We start from the raw sequence: 21449 nt of genomic DNA, 5'->3' as shown, positions 1-21449 counted from the left end.
GTCGGTGTGGGTGTCTGGATCATTGCCTTCTCCTATTGAACAACGACTTGCCTGTTCACGCCGGGTAGCATGGCCTGGGCAGCCGGTGTGCTCACCGTGGTGATGCGCTCCAGCAATTCGGATTCAGACAGCACGCCAAAGCCAATGGGTGTGATCTGCCCGGTGTAGGGTTGGGCCAGGAACACCGCTGGCACCTGGGTGACCTTCAAGGTATTGGCGATGCCGTTGTCGGCTCGGGCGTCTGCAAAGCCAGGCATGGGGCCGCCATCCACGCTGATGGCCACCACCTTGATGCCGTGGCGCGCCTCGAAGGCCGTCAGCGTGGGGGCGAAGGCGTGGCAGTACGGGCAGTCACTGCGGAAGAAAAAGAACAGGACGTGGTCCTTGCCCAGTGAGGCGATCGATTGGGATCGGCTGAGCAACTGATCCCGGTCGAACACCTCAAGCGCCTTGGCGTTGACGGGGCGGCCGTGCACGGTGGGGTCCAGCTCCGGTGTGGCCCAGGCGACGCGCTGGGCGACGTCGGCAAAGTAGGAAGCTCGGGCCACGACCTTGGCTTCCAGTTCCATGTAGCGGCGCACATTGGCCTCGGTCGGCCGCATGATCGCGATGTTGCGGTAGGACTCGACCGCCTTTTGCAGCCTCTCGAATTCGACCAGTTCTGGCGCTTTGGCTGGGCGAGTGGCCGGTATGGGGGGCGCTGCTGAAGTGAGCGGCGTGAGGGCGGGCGTCTTGGGTTGAGACGCAGGGTTGTCAGGTAGCTCGGGTTCGGGATCTTCGTAGAAGTGCCATCCTCGCCATGCATCGGACCAGTAAGGCGCGGCAATGGGCTCGTCCGGTTTTGAAGAGGCTTGTGCCTGTGCCTCGGGTGCTGAGTTGATGCATGCGAAAGCGAGGAGGGCGACGCTGGCAAGGCGTCTGAAAAGACCTGAGCGAGAGGACGGAGATGGGCGAGGCATGTTGATCTCCTCATTGCAGCGACTTGGGCGGCATGCCATCGAGGCAGTAGTTGATCCCGAACTCGATGGATTGTTTGCGAGGGGCCTGGGCGCCAGGCAGCCAGACACCGTCTTGCCAGAAGGTCACCTTCAGGCGGCTGCAACCAGGCTGGCGGTAGCGCTTGTCGGTGGTGACGTCGATCGATATGGGGGTGTTGGCCTTGAAGCGCTGGCTGATGGCGTCGGCAGATTCGCCTGTCAGGGTGCCGTGTGCCTGTCCGTCTGGCGCTTGCAGTGCCATCACCATCAGCACCCTGGCGTCTTTGACGGGCATTCGATCGACGGACGGTTCGGGCGATTTCTCAGGCGTTTGTGCTTGGCAAGTCAATGCAAATGCCATCGCCATCGCCGTGATGGCATTGACCTTGACCGGTGTCATGAGGTGCTGTGTCATTGGCAACGCCCCTGTCCGTAGTAGCAGTTGGGCACCTTTGCGCTGTTGCCGCTTTGGATGGCTCCCAGGTTCGGGTTTTTAGGCACGATGGAGGCGTAGAACTCGGTGAGGTCCATCGCCGCGAAGTCCAGGCTTTGCAACTGAGGGATGGTGAAGCCTGAGCAGTCGGGGTTCTGGCCGCTGCCCCAGCCCTTGCCAATCTGCATGCGCCCCTGCTCATTGACGATCCGGGCGAGCTTGCTGTTGAAGCAGCATTTGCCTGTGGTGTGCTCCAGACAGGACACGCAGGCACCAAGAACGCGAAGACACGATGAGCACCACGAACCCGTGGCGTGGCAAAGCCCCGCGCCTTCTCTCATGGCCAGCTTGCCCTCTTCTTCGTTGCAGGACATCATGGACATGACGATGTAGATCACCACAGCGATGGCCAGCGACCAGGGATCGAACGCGACCACCATGCTGTCGCCTGCATAGAGCACCGACGATCCAGCGGGCAGGGCAGTGCCGTTGACGGCCACGGTGACGCCGTAACTGGTGAAGGAGCCGCTGAAGCCGCCGCTGGTGAGCAGCGCGGACATGCCCTGGTAGATGAACTCCCGGTTCTCGGAGTTCATCAGCACGTCGTAGACCAGGCGTGAGCCCACACCGAAGGTGCTCTGGTTGCTCATCCCAGCCCCGGCGCTGTCCGAGTCGCAACAATCTTTGAACAGACGGTCTCGGCAGTGGTTGCCTTCGCCTTTGAACACCTGCATCAGTTTGGTGTCCAGGTACACACCGGCTTCTCGGGCGGCTTCCAGCATCGACATGGAGCGGGCAAATTCCGCGTCGTTCGTGTAGCTCGTGTTGAAGCAACTGTCCCCCAGGCAAAAGACATTGGATGGGCAGTTGGTGGCTGTCGTGATCGTTTGAGCGGCGGCTGGGCAGGTGTAGCTGTCCTGGTAGACCTCGCACATGCCTGTGGCAGCGTTGGTTTGCTTGCATGTGCTGCTTCCCAGCGTGCAGCCTTGGCTCACCAAGGGGGCGCATTCGTCTGTGAGGGCACCGGATGTGCAAGAAAGGGTGCGCTCGTAGGACCAGCAAGCGCGGGTGACGGCTCGGCCATCGATCACCTTGGTGGCGGGGCCATCCACGCACCTGTCGGCTGTGGTGATGGTGCAGCGTCCGCCTGCTTCGAGTGGGGCGCTCTTGTCATCCCAGACATCGGTTTCGATGTGGTTCATGGTGGGCTGCTGGAAAGACAAGGGGATGCTCCAGCCAGAAGCGCCGACCAGGCTGGCCGCGCCCGCATCCTGAGCGCAGCGGGTCTCTGTGCGGCTGACCACGACTGAGGGGCCGCTGTCACAGCCCATGCGGGGGCGGGGCATGGTGAGCGTGAAGCAGCGATCAGCCGGCCCCGAAGATTGAACGCGGCTGGACCAGTAGGCCTGCAACTGGTCGCCGCGGACGGTGCCGGTCGGGCAGGCATAGACCGGCGTGCCGAACTGGAAGTTGTAGTTGCACTGGCCAGATGAACAGCCGGATCCAGGCATCATGACCACCTTGAAGGGGCGCCAGCAATGGCCACCCCAGTGTGGTGAGAGGTCGGTGACGAACGCGGGTTGCGTAGCTGGCGTGCTGGGCAGTTCGAGGTTTTGCCACCCGATGCAGGCGCCGTTGCCACCTGCCGCATAGAAGCGAAATTGTTGCAACTGGTCGGTGCGGATGCGGCACTGGGCCTCGGCCACCATGTAGTCGGCACCGTTGCGATTGGCTTGACCATGCGCAAACCAGTCGCCAGCTGTGCAACTGGGGACGAGTTCGACTTGCACCGTCAGATCCCGCCGGGTGGCGTAGTTGCCCACACCGTTGTAGCGTTGGCACTGTTTGGTGACCGCGCCTGCTGGTGTGGTGACGTCGGCGGTGGCGCAGCCGCTGTAGTAGGAGGAGAGGCTGCCAAGGGCGAGAGACGGGTTTGCGGCGATGTCCCGCGCGCCCATGACTGCGGGGTCGTAGGGCGAAATGGCAGGGCGTGGCGTGTTGGCCGAGTTGAGCGCGCCGCGTTGGGCCTGGCACACCGGGTCATCGGGCGTGCTGGTGCAGGCAGTGAGGCGCGCGTTGGCCGGGCCTGACAAGCTGGGTTGGCCGTAGTAGGCCGCCTCAGCGGGCGTGCGGGTGTATCCCGGCACATTGGCCGTTGCATTGGGGGTGCTGACCGTGCCCCGAATCACCGGGTTGGCCGCTTGACCGGCGGCGGTGCCTTCTTCGTGTGGCCCAGCCAGTGCCATCGTCTGCGCCGTGACGAAGCACCAGAGGGTGAAGCAGGTGAGGAGTCGGCGCAGCATGACGATCCCTAACCCTTAAGCCGTTGGATGAAGGCGCCGACATCCTTGCTGAAGCGGGGTGTGCGGTGCTGAATGTGGCCCAAGGCGTAGTCCAGGCTCACGTCTCCGGCCAGGCGGACATAGTCATTGGGCGGCGCACAACTGCCTCGGCCACCATCACCGCAGGGCGTGCTGTCAGCGCCCTCACGCACCAGCACAAAACTGGGCACCTGCGTGATGGCGTAGCGCTCGAAGGCTTGCGGATCGATCTGGAATGCCACCGACTGCCCCCCCAACAATGCCTGTGTTCGCGCGACGGTGTCACGCAGGGAGCCATTGAGCAGGCCTCTGATCAGCAGGGATGCCTTGGCACGTGCCGCTTGGCTGACCAGTCTCTTGAGGGTGGCCTCGGGCATCGACAGGCTGATGAACACCATCAGGATCGGGCCACCGCTCATGTCCTTGCCCACCCCGGTGCCGGGTGGCTGGGCGGTATTCATCTGCAGGGCATAGGCTTTGGACAGCGCTTCGAGGTCCACAGGCGCTTTGACTTGAGGCTGTGGCAGCGCATCAATTCGTGGTCCCGCTGTGTTGGGCACACGTTCCAACTCAGCGGCACCGGGCGGCCGGTGCGCTTTCTGCGCGCGCTCGATGTCCTGCTCCGTGATGGTGGGTTGCGCGCGCTTGGTCCGAGCCATGTCTTCTTCGGTGATGACCGGCGTGGTTTGGGCCTGTGCGCTCAGCGCAAGCAGCATGGACAGGCCATGACCAAAGCCCCAGCGTGAAAGTTGATGGAAGTCAGAAGCCGACACAGCAGTTCCTTTTGCGAAACAACATGAAGGCGAAGTCTTCGCCGCGTACGGGGTATTCCTTGCCAGCCCCCCAGATCACCGTGCTGCGCCCGAAAGGCTGGCAGCACCTGCCTCCGTCCTTTTCGGTGTTGGGGATGGGGTAGGTAAGTTGTGTTTTGTAGGCCGTCTTGTCCATGACGGGCTCGAAGTAGGGGCCACACAGGCCGGGCGTGCCATGCCATCCCCAGGCGATCAACTCGCGGTGCATCTTGGCGGTCAGGCGCTGGGCCAGCAGAACGGCTGTGCGAACGCCGCCCAGGTGGTAGGGCACCTGGCCATCCAATGGGTAAATGCCGCCCTGGCATCCGGCACACCAGAACAGTTCCTTGATGCCAAAGCCCACTGAGGCGGCCACGCAATCGGCGGCGCACGCGGCAATCGCGATGGGGTTGGCGAACAACACGGCATCGGGGTTGAGGATCAGGGTCAACTCGTCGTCGTTCCACAGCGGATCGACCTCGGTGAGGTAGGCAAGATCGAAGCTGCCCTTTTCCAGGCAGGGGAAGTCGGTCACGACCTCCAGCCAATAGAGCATCGGGTTCACATAGAAATGGGCCTGGTAGAAGCTGCCGCCATCGCCGTCGCCTTCAGCGTGGGTGAAGCGTGCGGCCTCCGGGGCAGGCAGGCCTGGGTTCAGATCTATGCCGCCCAGTGAGGTCAGGCAGAACGGTTTGCGCACCACTTCGACATGGCGAGCCGGTTCCCAAAAGCCGATAGACAGACCGATGACCGGGTTCACGCCGCAACTGCACACAGGGCTGCCGGGGTTGGCAATGTCCTCCTGGCCACCGAAGTTGGCAATGGGGATGCTGCCCAGGCTGATGGGCAGGATGCAGCTCCAGCAAATGTCGGTGACGGGGTTGGGGAACTTGCCGGTGCAGGTGGCGATGCCTGCTGCGTGGCTGTGCGGGCTGGTCATGGCCAGAATGCAAATCAACAGGACCGCCGCGACGTGATCCCACGATGAGCGCAATCTGGCGTTTGGCGTGGTGCGGGTCATGGCGTCACCTCCAACTCATCCACGCGCAGGCGCTTGCCTTCCTGCGAGACCAGGGCGGGAACCTGTGCGATGCCCAGGCGCCGGGTCAGCACACCTTGCTGGTCGTAGTAAACCGGCGTGCGCCAGGCTTTCATCAGGTCCAGGTAAGAGCCAGCTGTCAGGATCGCCTTGACTTGGCCCTGGTAGCGCTGAATCAACTCCCGCGCGCGCTTTACCTGCCGTGCATCACGGGCGTCGAAGAACAGCAGGTGTCTGGACAGGGACACCACGTCCAGCGGGTTGTGGCGCGAGCCAGCGGCAAACATCAGGTGCCCTTGGGGATCCAGGATGTTGCGATCCAGCGTGAAGCTGGGATCGAAGTAGTAGGTGCGCGGTTGTTGTGTGGTGCGCAGCCCTGCCACAGGCTGTGGCTGGCGCACGGCCTGAATACCGCGCTCACGGGCTTGGTCCTGCAGCCGAGCCAGTTCACCACTGGCTTGCTTTTCTCGCAGGCGTTGCGTGATGAAGTCCAACAGGTTGGCTTCGCTGATCGGGTAGGTCGGACCGATGGTGCCCAGGTCCACGCCCCAAGCGCATGAGCCCACACCTGCGCATGCCATGCTCAGCAGGCAGGCCATTGCCATCACATGGGGGCTCCCGAGTTTCATGGCTGACCTTGACCGTCGCAACGGATGCGTTGAGAGAGTTGGTTCAGCAGGGCGTCACGCTGCGCCAGTTGGCTGGGGTGGCTGGCGCTGACCATGCCCATGAGGACCGGGTCACCGCTGCCCTGGGCGATGGCCTTGCGCAGCTCCAGCGCGGTGAGGGGGCGTCCGCAGCGCTGCGCGAACGCACGCAAGTAGGCCTGGGCGCCGTCGCGGGCGGCAGGCGAGATTTGCGCCAGCAGTGCAAGGTAGTCCTCCAGTGGCACGTCGTCTGGCGTGGCTGCGGCTGTGCTGGCGCTTTGCGTTGCTTGGCCGCCGGTGGCGCGCCATTTCTCGGCCTGCTGGGCTGACAGCTTGGTCGTCGTCTGGGCCAGAACATGGGCTGCAGATGCCAAGCCAGCGATCCACATGCAAAGGACCAAGCGAGGCGCCGAGCGGCATACGGCATTGCGGTTTTGCTGGAGGTGGCTTGGACCGACTTGCATGTCATGCTCCTCAGAACAAGGGCCGCACGAGTCCGATGACCTGCTCGGCGCGAACCAGACCGCTGCTGCGGTAGCGCGAATCAAAGCTGTCGGGGCTGCTGCCCTGGACGTAGTAGCTGCCCGGTGGGATCACCGTGGGTTGAATGGGATCAAGCGCACGGTGGTCAAAGGTCTGAGACTTGGCATGACCCACCGCCTCGCCGTTGATCAACACCCTGCGGTCTTGGACAGTGACGTTGTCACCAGGCAGGCCCCTGACCATCTTGAAAAAGGGCTGGCCCCGTAGCCCCGGGTAGAGCTGCTGCGCATCGCCAGCGAAGGCAAACAGGATGTAGTCGCCACGGTGCAAGGTGGGCGGCGCAGACCGTGTCCAGGTCACCCGATAGGCCACACGGTAAGGCAGGCTGGGCGTCCAGTTGAAAACAATGGGCAGGCGCGGGGTGGGATCCAGGAACAGCCGGACATAGGCCAGCGCCCAGATGGCGAACACGGGGAGGTAGAGGTACCAGCGGCGACGCATGTGGGCCAGTTGCTCGCAACAGGATTGCCGGGCTTGGCGATAGCGGCGCACATGCCAGGGCACGGGCGGCGGGATGCGGACGATCTGCAAGGTCATGGCATGCCCACTTTCTGGCGCAACTGGGCCGTCAGATCCACGGTATGGGGTGTCGGCCCCGCGACAGCGCCTTTGAGCACCACCAGGCATGCGCAGTCGCGGGGCAATTCCTCCAGCGCAATGGGCAGGCGTTGGGCGAAGGTGCGTGCCATCAGCATGGCGTTTTGCCGATCGTCTTCCGAGCCTGCCTTGGTGAGCAGTTGGGTGAACTCGGCTTCCTTTTGTCGGTACACCTCGGCCACATCGACCATGCCGATGCGCAGCGCCGGGCGAACCACAGCGCGGTCATAGAGCAGCAAGGCGGCAGCGACCACGATCAGGGTGAGCAGCGACTGCACCAGGGCAGGGATGAGGCTGATCGCTTTCATACGGTGTGCCCCCTGCGCCGCAGCAGCTCGGTGATGGCGGCATCGATGCTCAGGCCTTGCGCACGCAACTCGTCGATGGGCGCGTTGTCCTCCAGCTTGTTGGAAAACAGCAGGTGCGTGGCCGGATCCAGGATGTTGCGCGCCACCCCTTCGCCCACCGGGGAGGAGATGTACAGCTCGGAGTACACGCCTGCCTCGGTCCTGAGTGAGTTCAACAAGCGCTTCTTGGGCTCGTCCATGGTCAGTCGGCCCTTTCGGTCCAGCATCTCGATGGATTCGGGCTTCTGGCGCAGCAGGAACACCCAGTCCGAGCAGTTGAACGCAGCTTCCATCTGGGCCGAGCCATAGAAGTCGTCAGCGCTCTGGGTTGCTGTGCCCAAGGCCCCGCCGTATTTGCGGGCGCGCCGGGCGGCTTCCTCGATCACGGCGGCCTTGACGGGGTCATCGGCCCCAATGTCACCGAGTTGCTGCTTGAGCTCATCAATGAACAGCACCTTGCGCCGGTTGCGGCTGAGGTACATCTCGCCAGTGATCTGGTGCAGCAACAGGATGTTGACAACGGCGTGCAGGTCGGGGCGACGCTTGAGTTCCTCGTTTTCGATGACGATGAAATCGTTGCTGAAATCGACGTTGCTGGGCCCTTCGAAGAATCGCTCGTACTGGCCGCCTCGGGTGTAGGGGTTGAGCATCACGGCCAGGTCCTTGATGCGCTGATCGTTGACCAGGCCCAGGGCTTCGATGTTGCCGGTCTTGAAGGCCTCGCGCAGCGCCGTGATGGTCAGGTCGTTGCCGTGCTCGGCGAACAGCTTGAGCACCATGGCCGAGATGGCCTTGTACTGCACCTCTTCCAGCGTGTGCTGCATGGAGCACATCTTGGAGATGGCCGGCACCAGCATGTCGATGTCCTCGTGGATGTCAACGATGTTGGTAAAGGGGTTCAGGCAGATGTCCACATCGGGACGGAACTCGATGTAGGTGCCCTTGGCCTTGCGGCACAGCTTCTCGAAGGAGCGGCCCAGGTCCAGCATCCAGACCTTGGCATCGATGGCCCGGTAGGACCAGGCCATCTCGTTCATCAGCACCGACTTGCCCGAACCCGGTGCGCCGATGATGGCGAAGTTGTAGTTGCCCAGGTCGTTGTCGAAGATGTCCAGGGTCATCAACTGCCCACGGCGACCGCCGAACACCAGGGCGGGTGTGCGTGTGCCGCGCCATTCCGCAATCAACGGGGCAAGGTGGATGGCGTTGGCCATGGTCTTGCGCGAGACGCGCCGCATCTTGGCCAGGTCGCCATGAAAGCGTGGCGTCAAGGTCATGGGCAGGCTGGCCAGCAGCGCCTGGCGGTGCATGTACACGTCGGCATTGAGCTGAAAGCCCCGGCCACGCCAGATGGCATTGGCCGCTTCGTGGGCCGCCACCGCCTTGCGCGGTGGCGAGAAGATGGCCAACTGGTGGTACAGGCTGACCAGGCTGCCACCGGTGTCGATGGCCTGGGCGGCAGCCGTCCAGTCCTGCAGTTTCTTGCCGACGTCCGGCATCACGTCGGCCATCTTGCTCTTGGCGTTTTGCGTGGCGCGCACATGGTTGGCAGTGACCGTCGCCTTGGTGGCATTGGGGTCGAGCACATGCACGCCCATGGTCAGCAAGAAGGGCGCGCTGTACTGCAGGGCCGGTTGCATCAGGTCGCCGATCAACGAGCCCATCTGCCACAGGGCGAAGCGCTCAGGGAAGGACTTGATGGAGTAAAAGCGCGCCTCCAGCTCGTCCGATCCGGTCTCCTTCCACAGGCGCAGGCCGCTTGGGGTAGGGTCCTGGATGGTGTCGAAGTCGATGATCTGATCGCGCAATTCGCGCCCATCGTCGTAATGCAGGTCCGGCGCGTCGGTCTGCGATATGCGGTCAGGGTTGGTGAACAGCGCGCACCAGTTGATCAGGTCAGCGGCATCGCAGACACGGTTGGGCAGGGAGGCCGAGCGCAGCGTGGAGGCCATGGACTCTCGCTGGGCCATCACCTCTTCGCGCTTGGTCATGTCCTGAGCGTCACCCGGCAGGGTGACGCTGAGCATCAGGCGGAAGTCCCGGATCGTGTAGTGGAAGCCCGAGGTCAGCGAGCATTGCGCGCCGCGCAGCAGGTGGCCCACGCGTTGGCGGGCCAGGGTGTGGAAGAGGTTGTCGTTGCGGGCAGGTCGCCCCCAATGTTTGGCCTTGTCAGCCTGATCCTCGTCTTCGACTCGCAAGTTGGCATAGCGGCGCAACTGACCGCGCACGTGAGGTGAGGCGAACAGGTGGAACTGGATGCCCGCGCCCGCCGGGCAGTTGGCGTACAGCGAGATCAGCACCTCGGCCATGCGTTCATCTGCGCCCGACTGAGGCATGACCTCCAGCATGAAGCCCAGACCATCGCGGTTGACGAAGATCTTTTCATCGGCGAGGTACGCTGAGTAGGGCAGCCACGCGGCGAATTGCTCTGCCGGGGTGTCAGGCGGCGCGCCCAGGCCCATGGCCTCGAACAGGCCCGGGCGAGGGGGCCTGCGCACGGTGCGGGCCGAGTCCATGGAGACGCTGGCTGCTGTCGTGACTGTTGAAGTGGCTGTGGCTGAGGGTGTAGGCATGGCGCAACCTTTGGGGCGGTTCAGTTGCTGGGGGCAAGGTTGTCGGTGGGCAGCAGCAAGGGGCCAATGTCAGGACTTTCCGAGTTGTCCTGGGTGTAGGGCGACAGGCGCTGCTGGCCCGCGGGCCGCACAGGCGAGGTGCTCGGCTCTGGCTTGGCGGGTTTGACAGGGGCGCCCATCGGAGGTCGTATGGGTGCATAGGCGTCACGGATCTGGCGCTGTGCGTGGTCGATCAGCCACTGACCCGCATCGATCTGGACATAGACATAGCCCTGGTCGTAGAGGTCGCGGTCTGCGTCTTCCCAGGGCTTGAACCACAGCCTCAGGATCCGGGCCGATGAGCGCAGGGGCAGCGCCAGGCTGGGGGACTGCGCCACGGGGGGGACAGTGGCTTTGTTTGATGCCAGCGCTGGTGCAAGGCGAGGCTGTGGCACCCCTGGTGCGGGATTGGTGTTTGGCTCGCCATTGGATTTGGCGGCCATGCGGCGCTTGGCCACCTGGGCGGGCAGGTTGTCCTGAACGGCGTTGGCATAGGTGCCCGACACCGAGGTGCAAGTCACCCCGTCCGGGGCTTTGCATGCGTAATCGGAGCTGCCGCCCAAGCCGGAGAGGTTCATGCAGCCCGACAAGCTCAGCAGCAAGCAACCCACAAGCCAGATCGGGTGCACGGTGTGGGCGTGGGTAGCGAGGTGACCGTGGGTATTCATGGCTGAACCTCCGAGGTGGCCGGTTTCAGGCGGGTCTGGATCACCTGGTGATCGACGTAGCCTTCGGTGCGGGTGCCATCTGCCCAGATCAGGGTGGGGGTGGCTTGAACACCCAGGCGCTGCGCCAAAGCGAGGTTGCGGGCCAGGGGGTGATCGCATCGCCCTGGGGCATTGATCACGGAGGTATCGCCCTGCACCATGTAGCGCTGCCAGGCTTGGACCCGGTCCGGGGCGCACCAGAGGGCGATGGGCTTGGCCTCACCCTGAAAGGGCAGCATGAAGGTGTAGACCGTGACGTTGTCGATCTGGGCCAACTCTGGCTCCAGTTGCTTGCAGTAGCCGCAGCCCGGGTCGCTGAACACGGCGATCTGCCGCTGGCCGTTGCCCCGCACGGTCTTGATGGCGTCTGCCAGCGGCAGTTGGTCAAAGGCAATTGGCGCTGATGTCGGTGCTGATGTTGTTGCGGTAGGCGTAGCGGGTGCCATCGCGCCCTGTCTGGCCGCCAGGGCCATTCGTGGCCCGGTGATGTCGGTCATGGTCTGTGTGTCAAAGACATGGCCGAACACGAAGTAGCGCGGTTGGCGGGCCGACACATAGGCCACGTTCCCGTTCATCCAGACTTCGTACAGCCCGCCAATGGGCGAGGGCAGCACCTGGGTGAAGCGCGTGCTGGGGTTGGCCTTCCTGAGTGCGGCCAGGAGGCGGGCCTCTTGCGATGGCGGGGCGCCTGCCCAGGCGATGCCATTGACCAGCGTCGTGAACAGTGCCCAGATCAGCGTCATGGCCTGAAGCCTGCCTCGCAGAGGCGGGCGCATGTCAGTAGTTGTCATCATTGGCGGCTTTCAGGTAGCGGTCTTCGGGGGCGGGCTCAGCCGAGCGCACCAGCGTGCTGGAGGGGGTGCCGCCGGTACTGGTGTATGCGTTGGCCGACATCGGTACGTCGATGCGCACGCCCTTGGTGATCACTACATCGACTTCGCGGCTGGCATCGATTTCAATCACCGGAAACGTGTTCTCGGCGAGCTTGATGTAGTACTGGGCCAGGCGGTCCAGGGCTTTGCCCACACCGGTGCCGATGCCTGCGCGGTAGGCGTCACTGCCGCTGCCACCGCTGCTGGCGATCGTGCCCAGGGCCGAGGTGCTGTAGGTGGTCGATGAAGTCGCCAGGCCCTGGCCGATGCCACTGACCACGCCTGCCAGCAGCGCATTGGCCAGCATCTGGCCTTGCTTGGTGACCAGTCGCCCGCGCATGCCCACCTTGCCGTCTTCGCCATAGACGCTGCCCTGGATCTTGACTTCCAGCGTGGCGCCGTCCGGGCGGACACAGGACAGGTTCTCGGTGCGCAGGTAGGCTCGCTCCGAGCTGATGTCGCCGTAGCCTGCGGCGATCACGAAGCAATCGCGGTATTCCCCTCGAAAACTGTTGGGCAGGACGGAGTTGTCCGAGAGCCGGATCAGGACAGGATGCGGGTTGGATTGAGCCTGCCCGCCTGTGGGTGCATCCAGGCCACCAAGCAGGGTGCCGCGCGTGAAGCTGACGGGCAGGAAGGTCGAGACGGTGCGGGTGTCGGCCGTTGACGGTGATCCGGGTGTGGCATTGTTTGTGGTGCTTGCCGTGGCGCCTGTTGCCGCGGCCTTGGCCGTTTCACGGTCCACCAGAGAAACGCGGGTCAACACCGGGGCATTGAGAGGCGTGTCTTGTGGTGCCATGCCTGGATCACCGAGGGGCAAGGTGCCTGCGGGCGATGTACCAGGTGGCAACGGTGGGGGAATGTTGACGCTCTGTCCCGGAAGCTTTGCCGGAGTCGGCGCGGTGGACGACGGAGCTGGTGGAAGGGGCAGGCTGGATGCCGGTGGCATCGTTGGGGGAGCGGGCGTGCTTGACGCCGCCGCAGTGTTGGGTGCCGAAGGCATGCTGGCAGCCTGGCTGGCCGAGGTGAGTTTTTGCTCCAGCTCGGCGAAGCGCTGCATGGTGCGGGCCTCGAACGCCTGCCGGTCCTTGTTGAGCCGGGTCTGCTCATCGCGCTCGTCCTCGTACTGCGCCAGCTTGCGTCCTGCGGTGCCCACCCATTGGTCTACAGGGTTGACCTGTTGTCCCGGTGGCATCACCCCGATGTTGGTGACCGTGGCAGGCTGCGCGCTGCCGTTGTTCTTGGCGTCTGTGGTTGGTGAGCGCGTGTCGGTGAGGGCGAAGATCAGCCACAGCAGGCCGACACCACATACCAGGATGGCGACCAGGGTGACGTACTGGCGCTGCCGTGGAGACAGCCTTTGAAGGGCACTACCCATGGCCCCCTTGATGCGGTCTGGCAACCCGGTGACGCGGCCGTTGGCTGCTTGGTCGAAAGGCGTGTTCATCGCATGGCCTCCTGCCGGATCACGAACACATTCGTGGTCTCTCCGGGTTGCAGGTTGTGGTTTTCGATGGACACCCCCATGACCTGGGCGCCTTCGCGGTCAAATTCCTGCTCGGCCAGCACCATCAAGGTCGGGCTGATGTTTTGCAGCAGGTATTTCTCGCCGACCAGGCCTCGCCCTTCATATCGGCGCATCAGGGACAGCCTCGCTTCGAGCCACAGGGGAACGAGGCGGTTGACCTCCTCGACCCGCACGTCGGGAGGCACCCGGTCCGAGGCCATGGCCACCAGCAAGGCCTTCATGGCTCGGATATGGTTGGCCGAAGTGCCTGACGGGCCTGGATTTGCGCTGTCGGGCTTCAGCAGCTTGGTACTGGGATCCCGGATGACGATGGTGTCTGCGGGGGTGTCCGAGCGATGCAGCAGCAGCGTGTAGGTAGCCTGGACACTGGAGACAAACAGGTTGATGGGCTTGCTGGATTTGCCCACGGGGCGGATGTAGACCTCGCCCTTGTCCTTGTCGCATTCGAGGACCAATTCACCCGTGGGGTTGATGGCCGGACTGTTCTGAATATTGGTGCCGGGGAGAGGGGCGCTGTTGGCCAGGGAACTGGTTAATGGTGTGGCCGCTGACGTGCTGGCGCAGTTGCTCGAATATATGTTGCCGAACACATCGGTGATGGGCGCGCCATCGATGCGGATGCGTGTGGGCTCCTTGATCGACACCATGGCCTCAACGGAGACACCGTCGCGGGCTTCGACCAACTGGAGCGCCCTGACAGGGCTTGGTGACGTTGCCATCCCAACGGCTGTCACCATGGCCAGCAGCAGGTTTGCCTGTGCCTTGGAGGGCTGTTGGCGTGGCTTGAGATCAGCTCGCATTGGGAACCTCCTTGAAGGTCTTGAGGTGCATGCGTGCCCCGTTGAAGCTGAACTCGATCAGGTAGGCCTTGAGGTCGTTGGCGGTCTCAAAGCCATTGACGAGGGTGCGCAGTCGGCCACGCACCACCACGCTTTGCTTGTCCTCGCTGGGCACCAACTGCTGCGGCATGAACATCGTGGCGGCGTTGATGCGCTTGAGCCTTTCAGCCTCGACCTCCTGCCGGGTCTTGAGTGCGCCGTACTGGTCGGGCTCCACATAGCCGAGCAGGATGTTTTTCTTCCAGTCGATCGATGAGGGCGTGACGTCCAGCACCAGCCAGGCCATGAAGCCACCCATCTGCTCCAGGTATTCGCCACTGGCCTTGTCGCGGCTGACCCAGAAGGTCTTGTCGATCGTGGGTGGCACGACCACCGTGCGCACCGTGCCAATCAGGTTGAGGATGACGAGCAGTGCCACAACATGCCCCGAAGCCAGGACGCCCACCGCGAGCCCCAGGCTGCGGTTGCGGCGGCGCATCTCCTTGATGTCGCTGTTGATTCGCTCGAAGTCCATGGCGTGCTCCAGACTCAGCCGACCATGCGGCGGATGTGCGAGGGCGGGGTGGCGCGCATCGCGGTCATGGGGCTGGGCGGCAGGTGCCAGTACAGCCAGTGCATCGCGAAGGCCTGGTGCTTGTCGGCCTTGATGCGGGCGATCCAGCGCGACAGGAAGATCCCCGCACCTGCGCAGGCCGCAAAGGCCAGCTTGGTGCCCGACAGGTAGCCGACAAAGAAAAAGAAGATCACCGGGGCGGCCACATCGATGTCCCAGAAGCCGATCTTCCAGGGGTCATCCAGGCGACGGGGGATGTAGGTGTCGGCTTGCATGTCAGGCTCCTGCAGGTTTGGGCTGAGCTCAGACGACCGCGCCCATGATGGCGCCCGCGATCACCAGGCCTACCGCACCGAAGATGGCCAGGCCCACGTAGAACAGCACCGGCCCGAAATTGCGCAGGGCCGACAGCGAGATCAGGGCGACCACGAAACCGACGAAGCCGACCAGGGCCTTGACGCTAGGCCCCAGCGCGGAGATCTGGGCGAGGGCGGATGTCAGCGGCCCGGTGATGCCGGTGAACGCCACCAGGTCGAGGGCGAAACCAGGCATGGACAGGCCCAAGCCCAGGGTGAGCATGGCCAGCGCCGAGGCCACACGCCAGCGCTTGTGTGTGGGCTTGCCGGTGACTCGGGCACTGGATGGGTTGCTTTGCTGATCATCCTGTTGGACAGTTTGACGAACAGGGACGAAGGGATGGATGATGGCTGTGCGCATGGGAATCTCCTGGCTGGGTTGCGCGTCAAGGCCTGACGCAGGCGGGGGCGATCCTGCGAACGTGTGAGCACGTCTCAGGAGGGGGATGCGGTGGGCGACCGGGCTCACGGGTGAGGACCATCGGTGTGTCATGGCCCACCCTCGGATGAGGCTGTGAACACGACCTCAACGCGACGATTGCGGGCTCGGCCCTCAGGTGTGTCGTTGTTGGCGATGTAGCAGCACAGGCCTCTGGCATCGATGCGGATGTCATTGGGGTGTGAGGGACTGATGCGCTTGATGTGATCTCGAACGGCATCAGCCCGAGCTAGCGCGATGGCCTGATTGGGCGCATCAGGGCCGACGTTGTCGGTGCGTCCCACGATGAGCACACGCTGGGCACGTCCCAGGGCTTTGGCTGCGCTGTTCAGCAGGGTCCGGTGTACAGGTGTCAGCACCGCACTGTCGGTTGCAAACTCCAGGACCAGCACCTGAGGCTTGTGCAGCGGGGCAGGCTTGGTCACTTCAGTTGGCGCGACGGATTCAAGGGCGCGCGCGTTGCCTCGCATCGAAGGCTGCGGCTGTGCATCGGCCACAGCCAGCGTTTTGGGTGTGGTGGTAGGACAGGCAGGCTCGACGCACTGGGCAAAGTACGCGTCGCGGCCACGTTCAAGCTGCGCGATGTGTGAGGCGTTCGGTTTGGCTTGTGGTATCGCGGTTGCATGGCCCTGCTTGGCGGGCAAGGTGCAAGACGAGAAGGCAAACAGAATCACCGCTGCCGAGGCGCTGGTCATGGCGAGGTCCTGTACCCGCGTCATGGCGACACCCGAGCGGCAAGGATGAAGAGGGGCTGCTTTGCCTCTGATCGGCTCTGCGGCCATACGGCGGTTGGCTGTGGGGACTGGATTGCCGAGGCGTGCAACTGCCGATAGACCTTCCAGGCGTAGCGTCTGCGTGCGCTCTGGCAGGCCACTCCCTTGAGTTGGGTACACGCTGCGTTGTAGGCACCCACCCCATCCCAGGTCAGCCCTTGCTTGGCCAGGGTTTGGGCAAGCAGCCAGGCGCCCACATGGATGTTCGTGCAAGGGCTGTACAGGTCGCTTTCGGTGATGCCGAACCGTGCCAGCGCAGGCAGGTTCGAGCTGTTGATCTGCATCAGCCCGATGTCATAGCTGCCCGTGCGTTGGCGGTGGCTGAGGTTGATTGCATTTGGATTGAGGTGCGACTCGACCTTTGCAACGGCATAGAGCAATTGCGATGACACGCCATATCGATGCGCCGCCTCGTCCCAGCAAGCCAGGGCGTGTGCCGGCAGGCTCAGCAGCGCAAGACATCCAGACAAGGGACCCCATTGCATGGCGCACTCCAAACAAGACCGATGAATCCGCCAATGCACGTTGCGCGGCGGGACGGATGGGGTGAGACCGGCACGGTGCCGATCAAGGTCTTGTTCAGGTCTGCCGTGGTTGGACGACCTTGGCGTGGTCAGGGCACGTGAATCGTTTGGAGATTCTTCATGCCATGTGCTGGTCAGAGCGCTGGGCGGTCGATGGCCTCAGCGGGTCTGTGTGGCGTGCTCTGGACGGAAGCGCTGTGCCATGTTGATGCGAGCTTGTTGAAGGACGCTGGCGCCGGTCTCATCCGCCTGTTGACACAGCGCCACGCAGGCGGTGGTCAAGTGGTCGAGCTGGAACTTCGGGTTGGGGTGCCGATTGGCGGGTGAGCGCTGCAACTCAAGGAGCAAGTCGTACTGCGGTCGCCACATGGCTTCCCGACGACGAGGCGTATTGGGCGAGCGGGCCACAAGCTCGGTTCCGAGAAAGCTGAAGATCTGTCTTGCCGCTTCGGGGCCGGAGAAGACCTGGGAGACGCAGGCACTGATCAGGTCAGGAAATCGAAAGATCGGGCCGACGTTGCGATCGGACTTGAGCACGCCATAAAGCCAGACATGTTCTTCCAGCCACAGCCGCGTTTCGATGACGTCGGACGGCTGGGATTCCACTGTTGCGGTGTGTCGAGAGTCCTGAAATCCGGGCGGTGCAGCGGTGAGCATGGTGCGTACCTCTGTTCTCTGATTCGGCAATCGCTCGGATGAGCGCATGAGTACAGATTAGGGCCAGGGTACAGCATGGTCACGGGTGAATGCGGGCTTTGTCATGGGGATTTCGGCTCCAGTTCATAGCGAGTACTGACGCGGTACGGCCAAGATGGAGGAGTTCAATTTGCGCGAGACAAAAAAAAGCCCGCCGATCAGCGGGTGATCAGCGAGCACAAGACGCATCGCTGTCATCACGGTGCGCCACCGGCTCAGGGAGGAAACGCCGGGCCGAGGTACGAACCTGCAGCAGCCAAATGATAAGGGGATTGGCGGCGATGTGGCCTGAGCACGGGTGTGCCCAGGCCATAGAGCAAGCGTTGCCATGTGCAAGTAGCCAGTTTTCCCATTCAAATTCGGGGAGGGCGCTCGCATTTCTGTCAATGCGCGCGGCGTGGAGACGCCGGCAAGGCCAATGGCTCATGCACTGCAAATGGGCCATCTGGCCGACACCTCAAGGGTGGTGGCGAGATCCAGTTCTACGAGATTGGACCAGCCATGCAGCAACGAGAAAAGCCTCTGAATTGCGGCGACGCCAACAAATGCATGGACAGCCAAGAGCCCGAGCGCATTTCAGCGTGAACTGGCTGCCAAATGCAAAGCACCACGCTTCTGCGCCACCCTATAGTTTCTGCGGGAGGCGTGGGAGAGGGGCTATCTACCAAGGCCATGTACCGAATCGATGTGCTGGTGGCCGGTTTGCGAGGGCTGTTGATTCCCGTTGCTCAGTTCTTTTAGGATGCCGCAGTCGGCTGATTCCTTGGCCTCACCGCACTGGGAACGCAAGCTCTCCAACTGTGCCTTCAGGGCCACCAGCTCATCAATTCGCTGGGTGACATGACCAAGGTGCTCATCGAGCACACGGTTGGCATCTTCGCAACTCTGGGAGGGCTTGTCCTTCAGTCCAAGCAAGACACGAACTTCGTCGAGGCCCATGTCCAGGGAGCGGCAGCGCCGTATGAAGGCCAGTCGCTCAACGTGCTCAACATCGTAGATGCGATAGTTCGTGGCCGTGCGCGCGGGCTCGGGCAGGAGTCCTTCCCTTTCGTAGTAGCGGATGGTCTCCACCTGGGTGCCGGTGAGGTTGGCAAGATCGCCGATTTTCATTGGACGCCTCTCTGTTTGATGAAAGCCAGTGGCTTAAGCCTTCGGGGTGTCGGACGGGACGGGTGTCAGCGATTCCGGCTGATTGAATGCCAGCAGGCGCAGCGCATTGATGACGACCAGGAGGGTGGAGCCTTCGTGGAAAAGCACGGCCGTGCCCATCTTCAAACCCAGGATCGTGGACGGAATCAGCACAGCCACCACGCCCAAACTCACCCAAAGGTTCTGGCGGATGATGCGACTCGTCTGGCGTGACAGGCCGACGGCAAAGGGCAACTGGGTCAGGTCATCGGCCATGAGCGCCACGTCGGCTGTTTCCAAAGCCACATCCGAGCCAGCGGCGCCCATGGCGATGCCCACCGTGGCATTGGCCATGGCAGGCGCATCGTTGACGCCGTCGCCCACCATCGCGACCTTACCGGCGCTCGACCGGAGGTCCATGATCGTCTTGACCTTGTCTTCCGGCATCAGGTCGCCCCGCGCTTCCGTCAGACCCACGCTCTTGGCAACGGATTCGGCAACCTTCTGGTTGTCTCCGGAGATCATCACCAGACGCTCGATCCCCAGTTTCTGCAGGGACTTCATCACTTCAGCAGCAACTGGCCGAGGCGTGTCCATCATGCCCAGCGCACCGAGGTAGCGCCCGCCCAGTCGCACGATCATGGTGGTCCTGCCGTCGGCCACCAGGCGTTCGTTGGCCGTCTTCAAGTCAGCCGGTACGGCTTCGCCTTTGAGTTCTTCGAACAGAACCGGCTTGCCGATGTACACCTCGTCGCCACCGATTCGTGCCTTCACACCTCGGCCAGTGATGCTTTCCAGGCCTTGGACCTGGGGTGCGGCATGGCCATCACCCAACCGCTGCTTGGCGCCTTCCACCACGGCGGAGGCCAGCGGGTGATCGCTGTGCTCTTCCACGGCCAAAGCGATGGACAGCAATTCCTTCTCGTCGACGCCTTGAGCGGCCACGACATCCGTCAGGCGAGGCTTGCCTTCGGTCAGCGTGCCGGTCTTGTCGAAGGCGATGGCCGTGAGCGTGCCCAAGTTCTCCAGCGGGCCACCGCCTTTGACCAGGACCCCACCTCGACCCGCGCGGGCCACGCCGCTGAGTACGGCGCTGGGAACCGAAATGGCCAGCGCGCAGGGACTGGCGGCGACCAACACCGCCATGGCTCGGTAGAAGCTCGCGGAGAAGGGCTCGTCAACGACAACCCATGCGAACAGCAGCAAACCCACGAGCGCCAGGATGAGGGGCACGAAGACGCGTTCGAATTTTTCCGTGAAATTCTGGGTAGGGGAGCGTTGGGTTTCAGCCTCCGTGACCAGTTTGACGACGCGTGCCATGGTCGATTCGCTGGCCTGCCGCGCAACGACCACTTCAAGCGCGCCCGAGCCATTGATGGTCCCTGCGAAGACGCGGTGCTGCGGCGGCAACTTGTCGAAGCCTTGCAACGCGGCCTGCGCGTCTTGGACGGGCCGCTTGTCCACCGGAACGCTTTCGCCTGTCACGGGAGCCTGATTGACGCTGCTTTCGCCCAAGACCACGAAGCCATCCGCGGGCAACCGTTCGTTCGGTCGCACGACGACGGTGTCGCCCACTTGCAGTTGGGCCACGGCGATTTCTTCTTTCTTGCCGTCGCGCCGACGCAATGCCACTTCAGGGGCGAGTTTGGCCAGCGCCTCGATCGCCTTGCGGGCCCTGCCCATGGCGTAATGCTCAAGCGAGTGCCCCATGCTGAACAGGAACAGCAGCAAGGCACCCTCGAACCATTGCCCGAGTGCGGCTGCGCCAGCGGCGGCCACCAACATCAGCATGTCAATCTCAAAGCGCTTGGCCTTGATGTTGTCGATGGTTTCCAGCAGGGTGAAGTAGCCGCCAAACAGATAGGCCATCACAAAGAAGGCCATGCTCACGGTTTCCGTGGCCAGCTTCTGTGATTCCAGCACCCATCCGACCAGCAGCAAGGCTCCCGCGATCGCGGCAAAGATCAGTTCTGTTTTTTCACCGAAGAGTCCACCGGAATGGTCATGGCCTTCATGAGCACCTGATGCATGCTTGCCGTGCTTCTCGTCACCATGCGAATGATCATGGCCGTCACCATGCTCGTGCGCATGATCTGTGTGGTCGGACACCGATGCGAGCTTTTCGGGATGGGAATGGGACTGATGGTCATGTCCATCATCCTTGATGGACGTTGATGAACCAGGCGAGAGAGAGGCGCGGTCTTCGATGCCGAAGCCGCTGAGCATCGTGCGCAGATCCTTCTCTTCGACCTGTTCCCGATCGAACTCGATGCGGACGGAACCCGAGGCATTGACTTCGGCTTCGACGACGCCTTTCAGGACCTTGAGCTTTGCCGTCAAAGTTCGGGCTGCGCGGGGATGTTTCGTTCCCACTCGCAAAAGCATGTGGCCAAAACGATCAGTTAACTTGGCGCCAGCCCCACGTGCGATGTCACGCACTTTGCCCAGGGAGATGACATCTGGGTCGTAGTGGATGCACAGCTCAGGAGTGCCCCCGGTGGCCGCATCAGCGACGTGAGCAGCGGCGATGCCTTCACGCGATTCAAGTGTCTGGATCAGGAGCTTGACGCAGCGATCCCTGATGTCCGGGAGACTGGGCAGCAACAGTGGGATTTCCAATCGAAGCTTTTGAGGCTGGGTCATTTTCGCGACCTTTCTTTTTTGATGGAAGCGGAATCACAGACGCGCCATGGGGCATAAGCGATGAACGAGCCGTATCCTGGGGAA

The 21449-nt window shown here is 63.0% G+C and carries 22 protein-coding genes; all 22 read right to left on the bottom strand.

What is annotated here, in order from left to right:
* Positions 1 to 32: 32 nt before the first annotated feature.
* Positions 33 to 959: a conjugal transfer protein TraF gene (traF, locus tag EV672_RS17085; RefSeq protein WP_133611187.1), complete on the bottom strand. Its 927-nt coding sequence runs from the start codon at positions 957 to 959 to the stop codon at positions 33 to 35.
* 10 nt (positions 960 to 969) lie between these two features.
* Positions 970 to 1377, bottom strand: a complete 408-nt coding sequence (locus EV672_RS17080) for a hypothetical protein (protein ID WP_208110801.1) — start codon at positions 1375 to 1377, stop codon at positions 970 to 972.
* 11 nt (positions 1378 to 1388) lie between these two features.
* On the bottom strand, positions 1389 to 3713 hold the full coding sequence (traN, locus tag EV672_RS17075) for a type-F conjugative transfer system mating-pair stabilization protein TraN (protein WP_133611175.1): 2325 nt from the start codon (positions 3711 to 3713) through the stop codon (positions 1389 to 1391).
* An 8-nt stretch (positions 3714 to 3721) separates the two neighbouring features.
* Positions 3722 to 4447 carry a type-F conjugative transfer system pilin assembly protein TrbC gene (gene trbC / locus EV672_RS17070; RefSeq protein ID WP_133611174.1) on the bottom strand — a complete coding sequence of 242 codons (726 nt, stop codon included), beginning with the start codon at positions 4445 to 4447 and terminating at the stop codon, positions 3722 to 3724.
* Positions 4448 to 4490: 43 nt separating this feature from the next.
* Positions 4491 to 5543, bottom strand: a complete 1053-nt coding sequence (gene traU / locus EV672_RS17065) for a conjugal transfer pilus assembly protein TraU (RefSeq protein ID WP_133611173.1) — start codon at positions 5541 to 5543, stop codon at positions 4491 to 4493.
* The gene (gene traW, locus EV672_RS17060; RefSeq protein WP_243738749.1) at positions 5540 to 6106 is read right to left on the bottom strand and encodes a type-F conjugative transfer system protein TraW; all 567 of its coding nucleotides are present in this window, start codon (positions 6104 to 6106) and stop codon (positions 5540 to 5542) included. Before traW ends, traU begins: the two co-directional genes overlap by 4 nt.
* Positions 6107 to 6186: 80 nt before the next feature.
* Positions 6187 to 6597: a hypothetical protein gene (locus tag EV672_RS17055; RefSeq protein ID WP_133611172.1), complete on the bottom strand. Its 411-nt coding sequence runs from the start codon at positions 6595 to 6597 to the stop codon at positions 6187 to 6189.
* Between the two features lie 85 nt (positions 6598 to 6682).
* Positions 6683 to 7288 (bottom strand): conjugative transfer signal peptidase TraF, encoded by a 606-nt coding sequence (traF, locus tag EV672_RS17050; RefSeq protein WP_133611171.1) that lies wholly within the window; start codon positions 7286 to 7288, stop codon positions 6683 to 6685.
* Entirely contained in the window at positions 7285 to 7656 is a 372-nt protein-coding gene (locus EV672_RS17045; protein WP_133611170.1) for a hypothetical protein, read from the bottom strand. The genes traF (EV672_RS17050) and EV672_RS17045 overlap by 4 nt, the downstream gene beginning before the upstream one ends.
* The gene (gene traC, locus EV672_RS17040; RefSeq protein WP_133611169.1) at positions 7653 to 10211 is read right to left on the bottom strand and encodes a type IV secretion system protein TraC; all 2559 of its coding nucleotides are present in this window, start codon (positions 10209 to 10211) and stop codon (positions 7653 to 7655) included. The genes EV672_RS17045 and traC overlap by 4 nt, the downstream gene beginning before the upstream one ends.
* Before the next feature lie 77 nt (positions 10212 to 10288).
* Positions 10289 to 10975 (bottom strand): type IV conjugative transfer system lipoprotein TraV, encoded by a 687-nt coding sequence (gene traV / locus EV672_RS17035; RefSeq protein ID WP_133611168.1) that lies wholly within the window; start codon positions 10973 to 10975, stop codon positions 10289 to 10291.
* A complete protein-coding gene (locus tag EV672_RS17030; RefSeq protein ID WP_243738748.1) occupies positions 10972 to 11757 on the bottom strand; it encodes a DsbC family protein in 786 nt (261 codons plus the stop codon). Before EV672_RS17030 ends, traV begins: the two co-directional genes overlap by 4 nt.
* Before the next feature lie 34 nt (positions 11758 to 11791).
* Entirely contained in the window at positions 11792 to 13333 is a 1542-nt protein-coding gene (locus tag EV672_RS17025; RefSeq protein ID WP_243738747.1) for a TraB/TrbI/VirB10 family type IV secretion system protein, read from the bottom strand.
* Positions 13330 to 14097 (bottom strand): type-F conjugative transfer system secretin TraK, encoded by a 768-nt coding sequence (locus EV672_RS17020; RefSeq protein WP_243738746.1) that lies wholly within the window; start codon positions 14095 to 14097, stop codon positions 13330 to 13332. Before EV672_RS17020 ends, EV672_RS17025 begins: the two co-directional genes overlap by 4 nt.
* Before the next feature lie 106 nt (positions 14098 to 14203).
* Positions 14204 to 14767 carry a type IV conjugative transfer system protein TraE gene (traE, locus tag EV672_RS17015; protein WP_133611165.1) on the bottom strand — a complete coding sequence of 188 codons (564 nt, stop codon included), beginning with the start codon at positions 14765 to 14767 and terminating at the stop codon, positions 14204 to 14206.
* Positions 14768 to 14781: 14 nt separating this feature from the next.
* On the bottom strand, positions 14782 to 15081 hold the full coding sequence (gene traL, locus EV672_RS17010) for a type IV conjugative transfer system protein TraL (protein ID WP_035033923.1): 300 nt from the start codon (positions 15079 to 15081) through the stop codon (positions 14782 to 14784).
* A 28-nt stretch (positions 15082 to 15109) separates the two neighbouring features.
* A complete protein-coding gene (locus EV672_RS19160) occupies positions 15110 to 15523 on the bottom strand; it encodes a hypothetical protein (protein ID WP_230179380.1) in 414 nt (137 codons plus the stop codon).
* A 128-nt stretch (positions 15524 to 15651) separates the two neighbouring features.
* The gene (locus EV672_RS17000) at positions 15652 to 16296 is read right to left on the bottom strand and encodes an OmpA family protein (RefSeq protein WP_166643622.1); all 645 of its coding nucleotides are present in this window, start codon (positions 16294 to 16296) and stop codon (positions 15652 to 15654) included.
* Between the two features lie 20 nt (positions 16297 to 16316).
* Positions 16317 to 16859: a lytic transglycosylase domain-containing protein gene (locus tag EV672_RS16995; RefSeq protein WP_058085869.1), complete on the bottom strand. Its 543-nt coding sequence runs from the start codon at positions 16857 to 16859 to the stop codon at positions 16317 to 16319.
* 198 nt (positions 16860 to 17057) lie between these two features.
* Positions 17058 to 17555, bottom strand: coding sequence for a hypothetical protein (locus EV672_RS16990; protein ID WP_109036403.1), 498 nt, complete (start codon positions 17553 to 17555; stop codon positions 17058 to 17060).
* Positions 17556 to 18251: 696 nt separating this feature from the next.
* Positions 18252 to 18704, bottom strand: a complete 453-nt coding sequence (gene cadR / locus EV672_RS16985; protein WP_058085867.1) for a Cd(II)/Pb(II)-responsive transcriptional regulator — start codon at positions 18702 to 18704, stop codon at positions 18252 to 18254.
* A gap of 33 nt (positions 18705 to 18737) precedes the next feature.
* On the bottom strand, positions 18738 to 21365 hold the full coding sequence (locus EV672_RS16980) for a heavy metal translocating P-type ATPase (protein WP_133611163.1): 2628 nt from the start codon (positions 21363 to 21365) through the stop codon (positions 18738 to 18740).
* Positions 21366 to 21449 lie beyond the last annotated feature (84 nt).

The sequence above is a fragment of the Aquabacterium commune genome, assembly GCF_004362855.1.
Taxonomy (GTDB): domain Bacteria; phylum Pseudomonadota; class Gammaproteobacteria; order Burkholderiales; family Burkholderiaceae_C; genus Aquabacterium; species Aquabacterium commune.
Note: the sequence above shows the minus strand (reverse complement) of the source record. Positions and strands in the feature narration are given on the sequence as shown.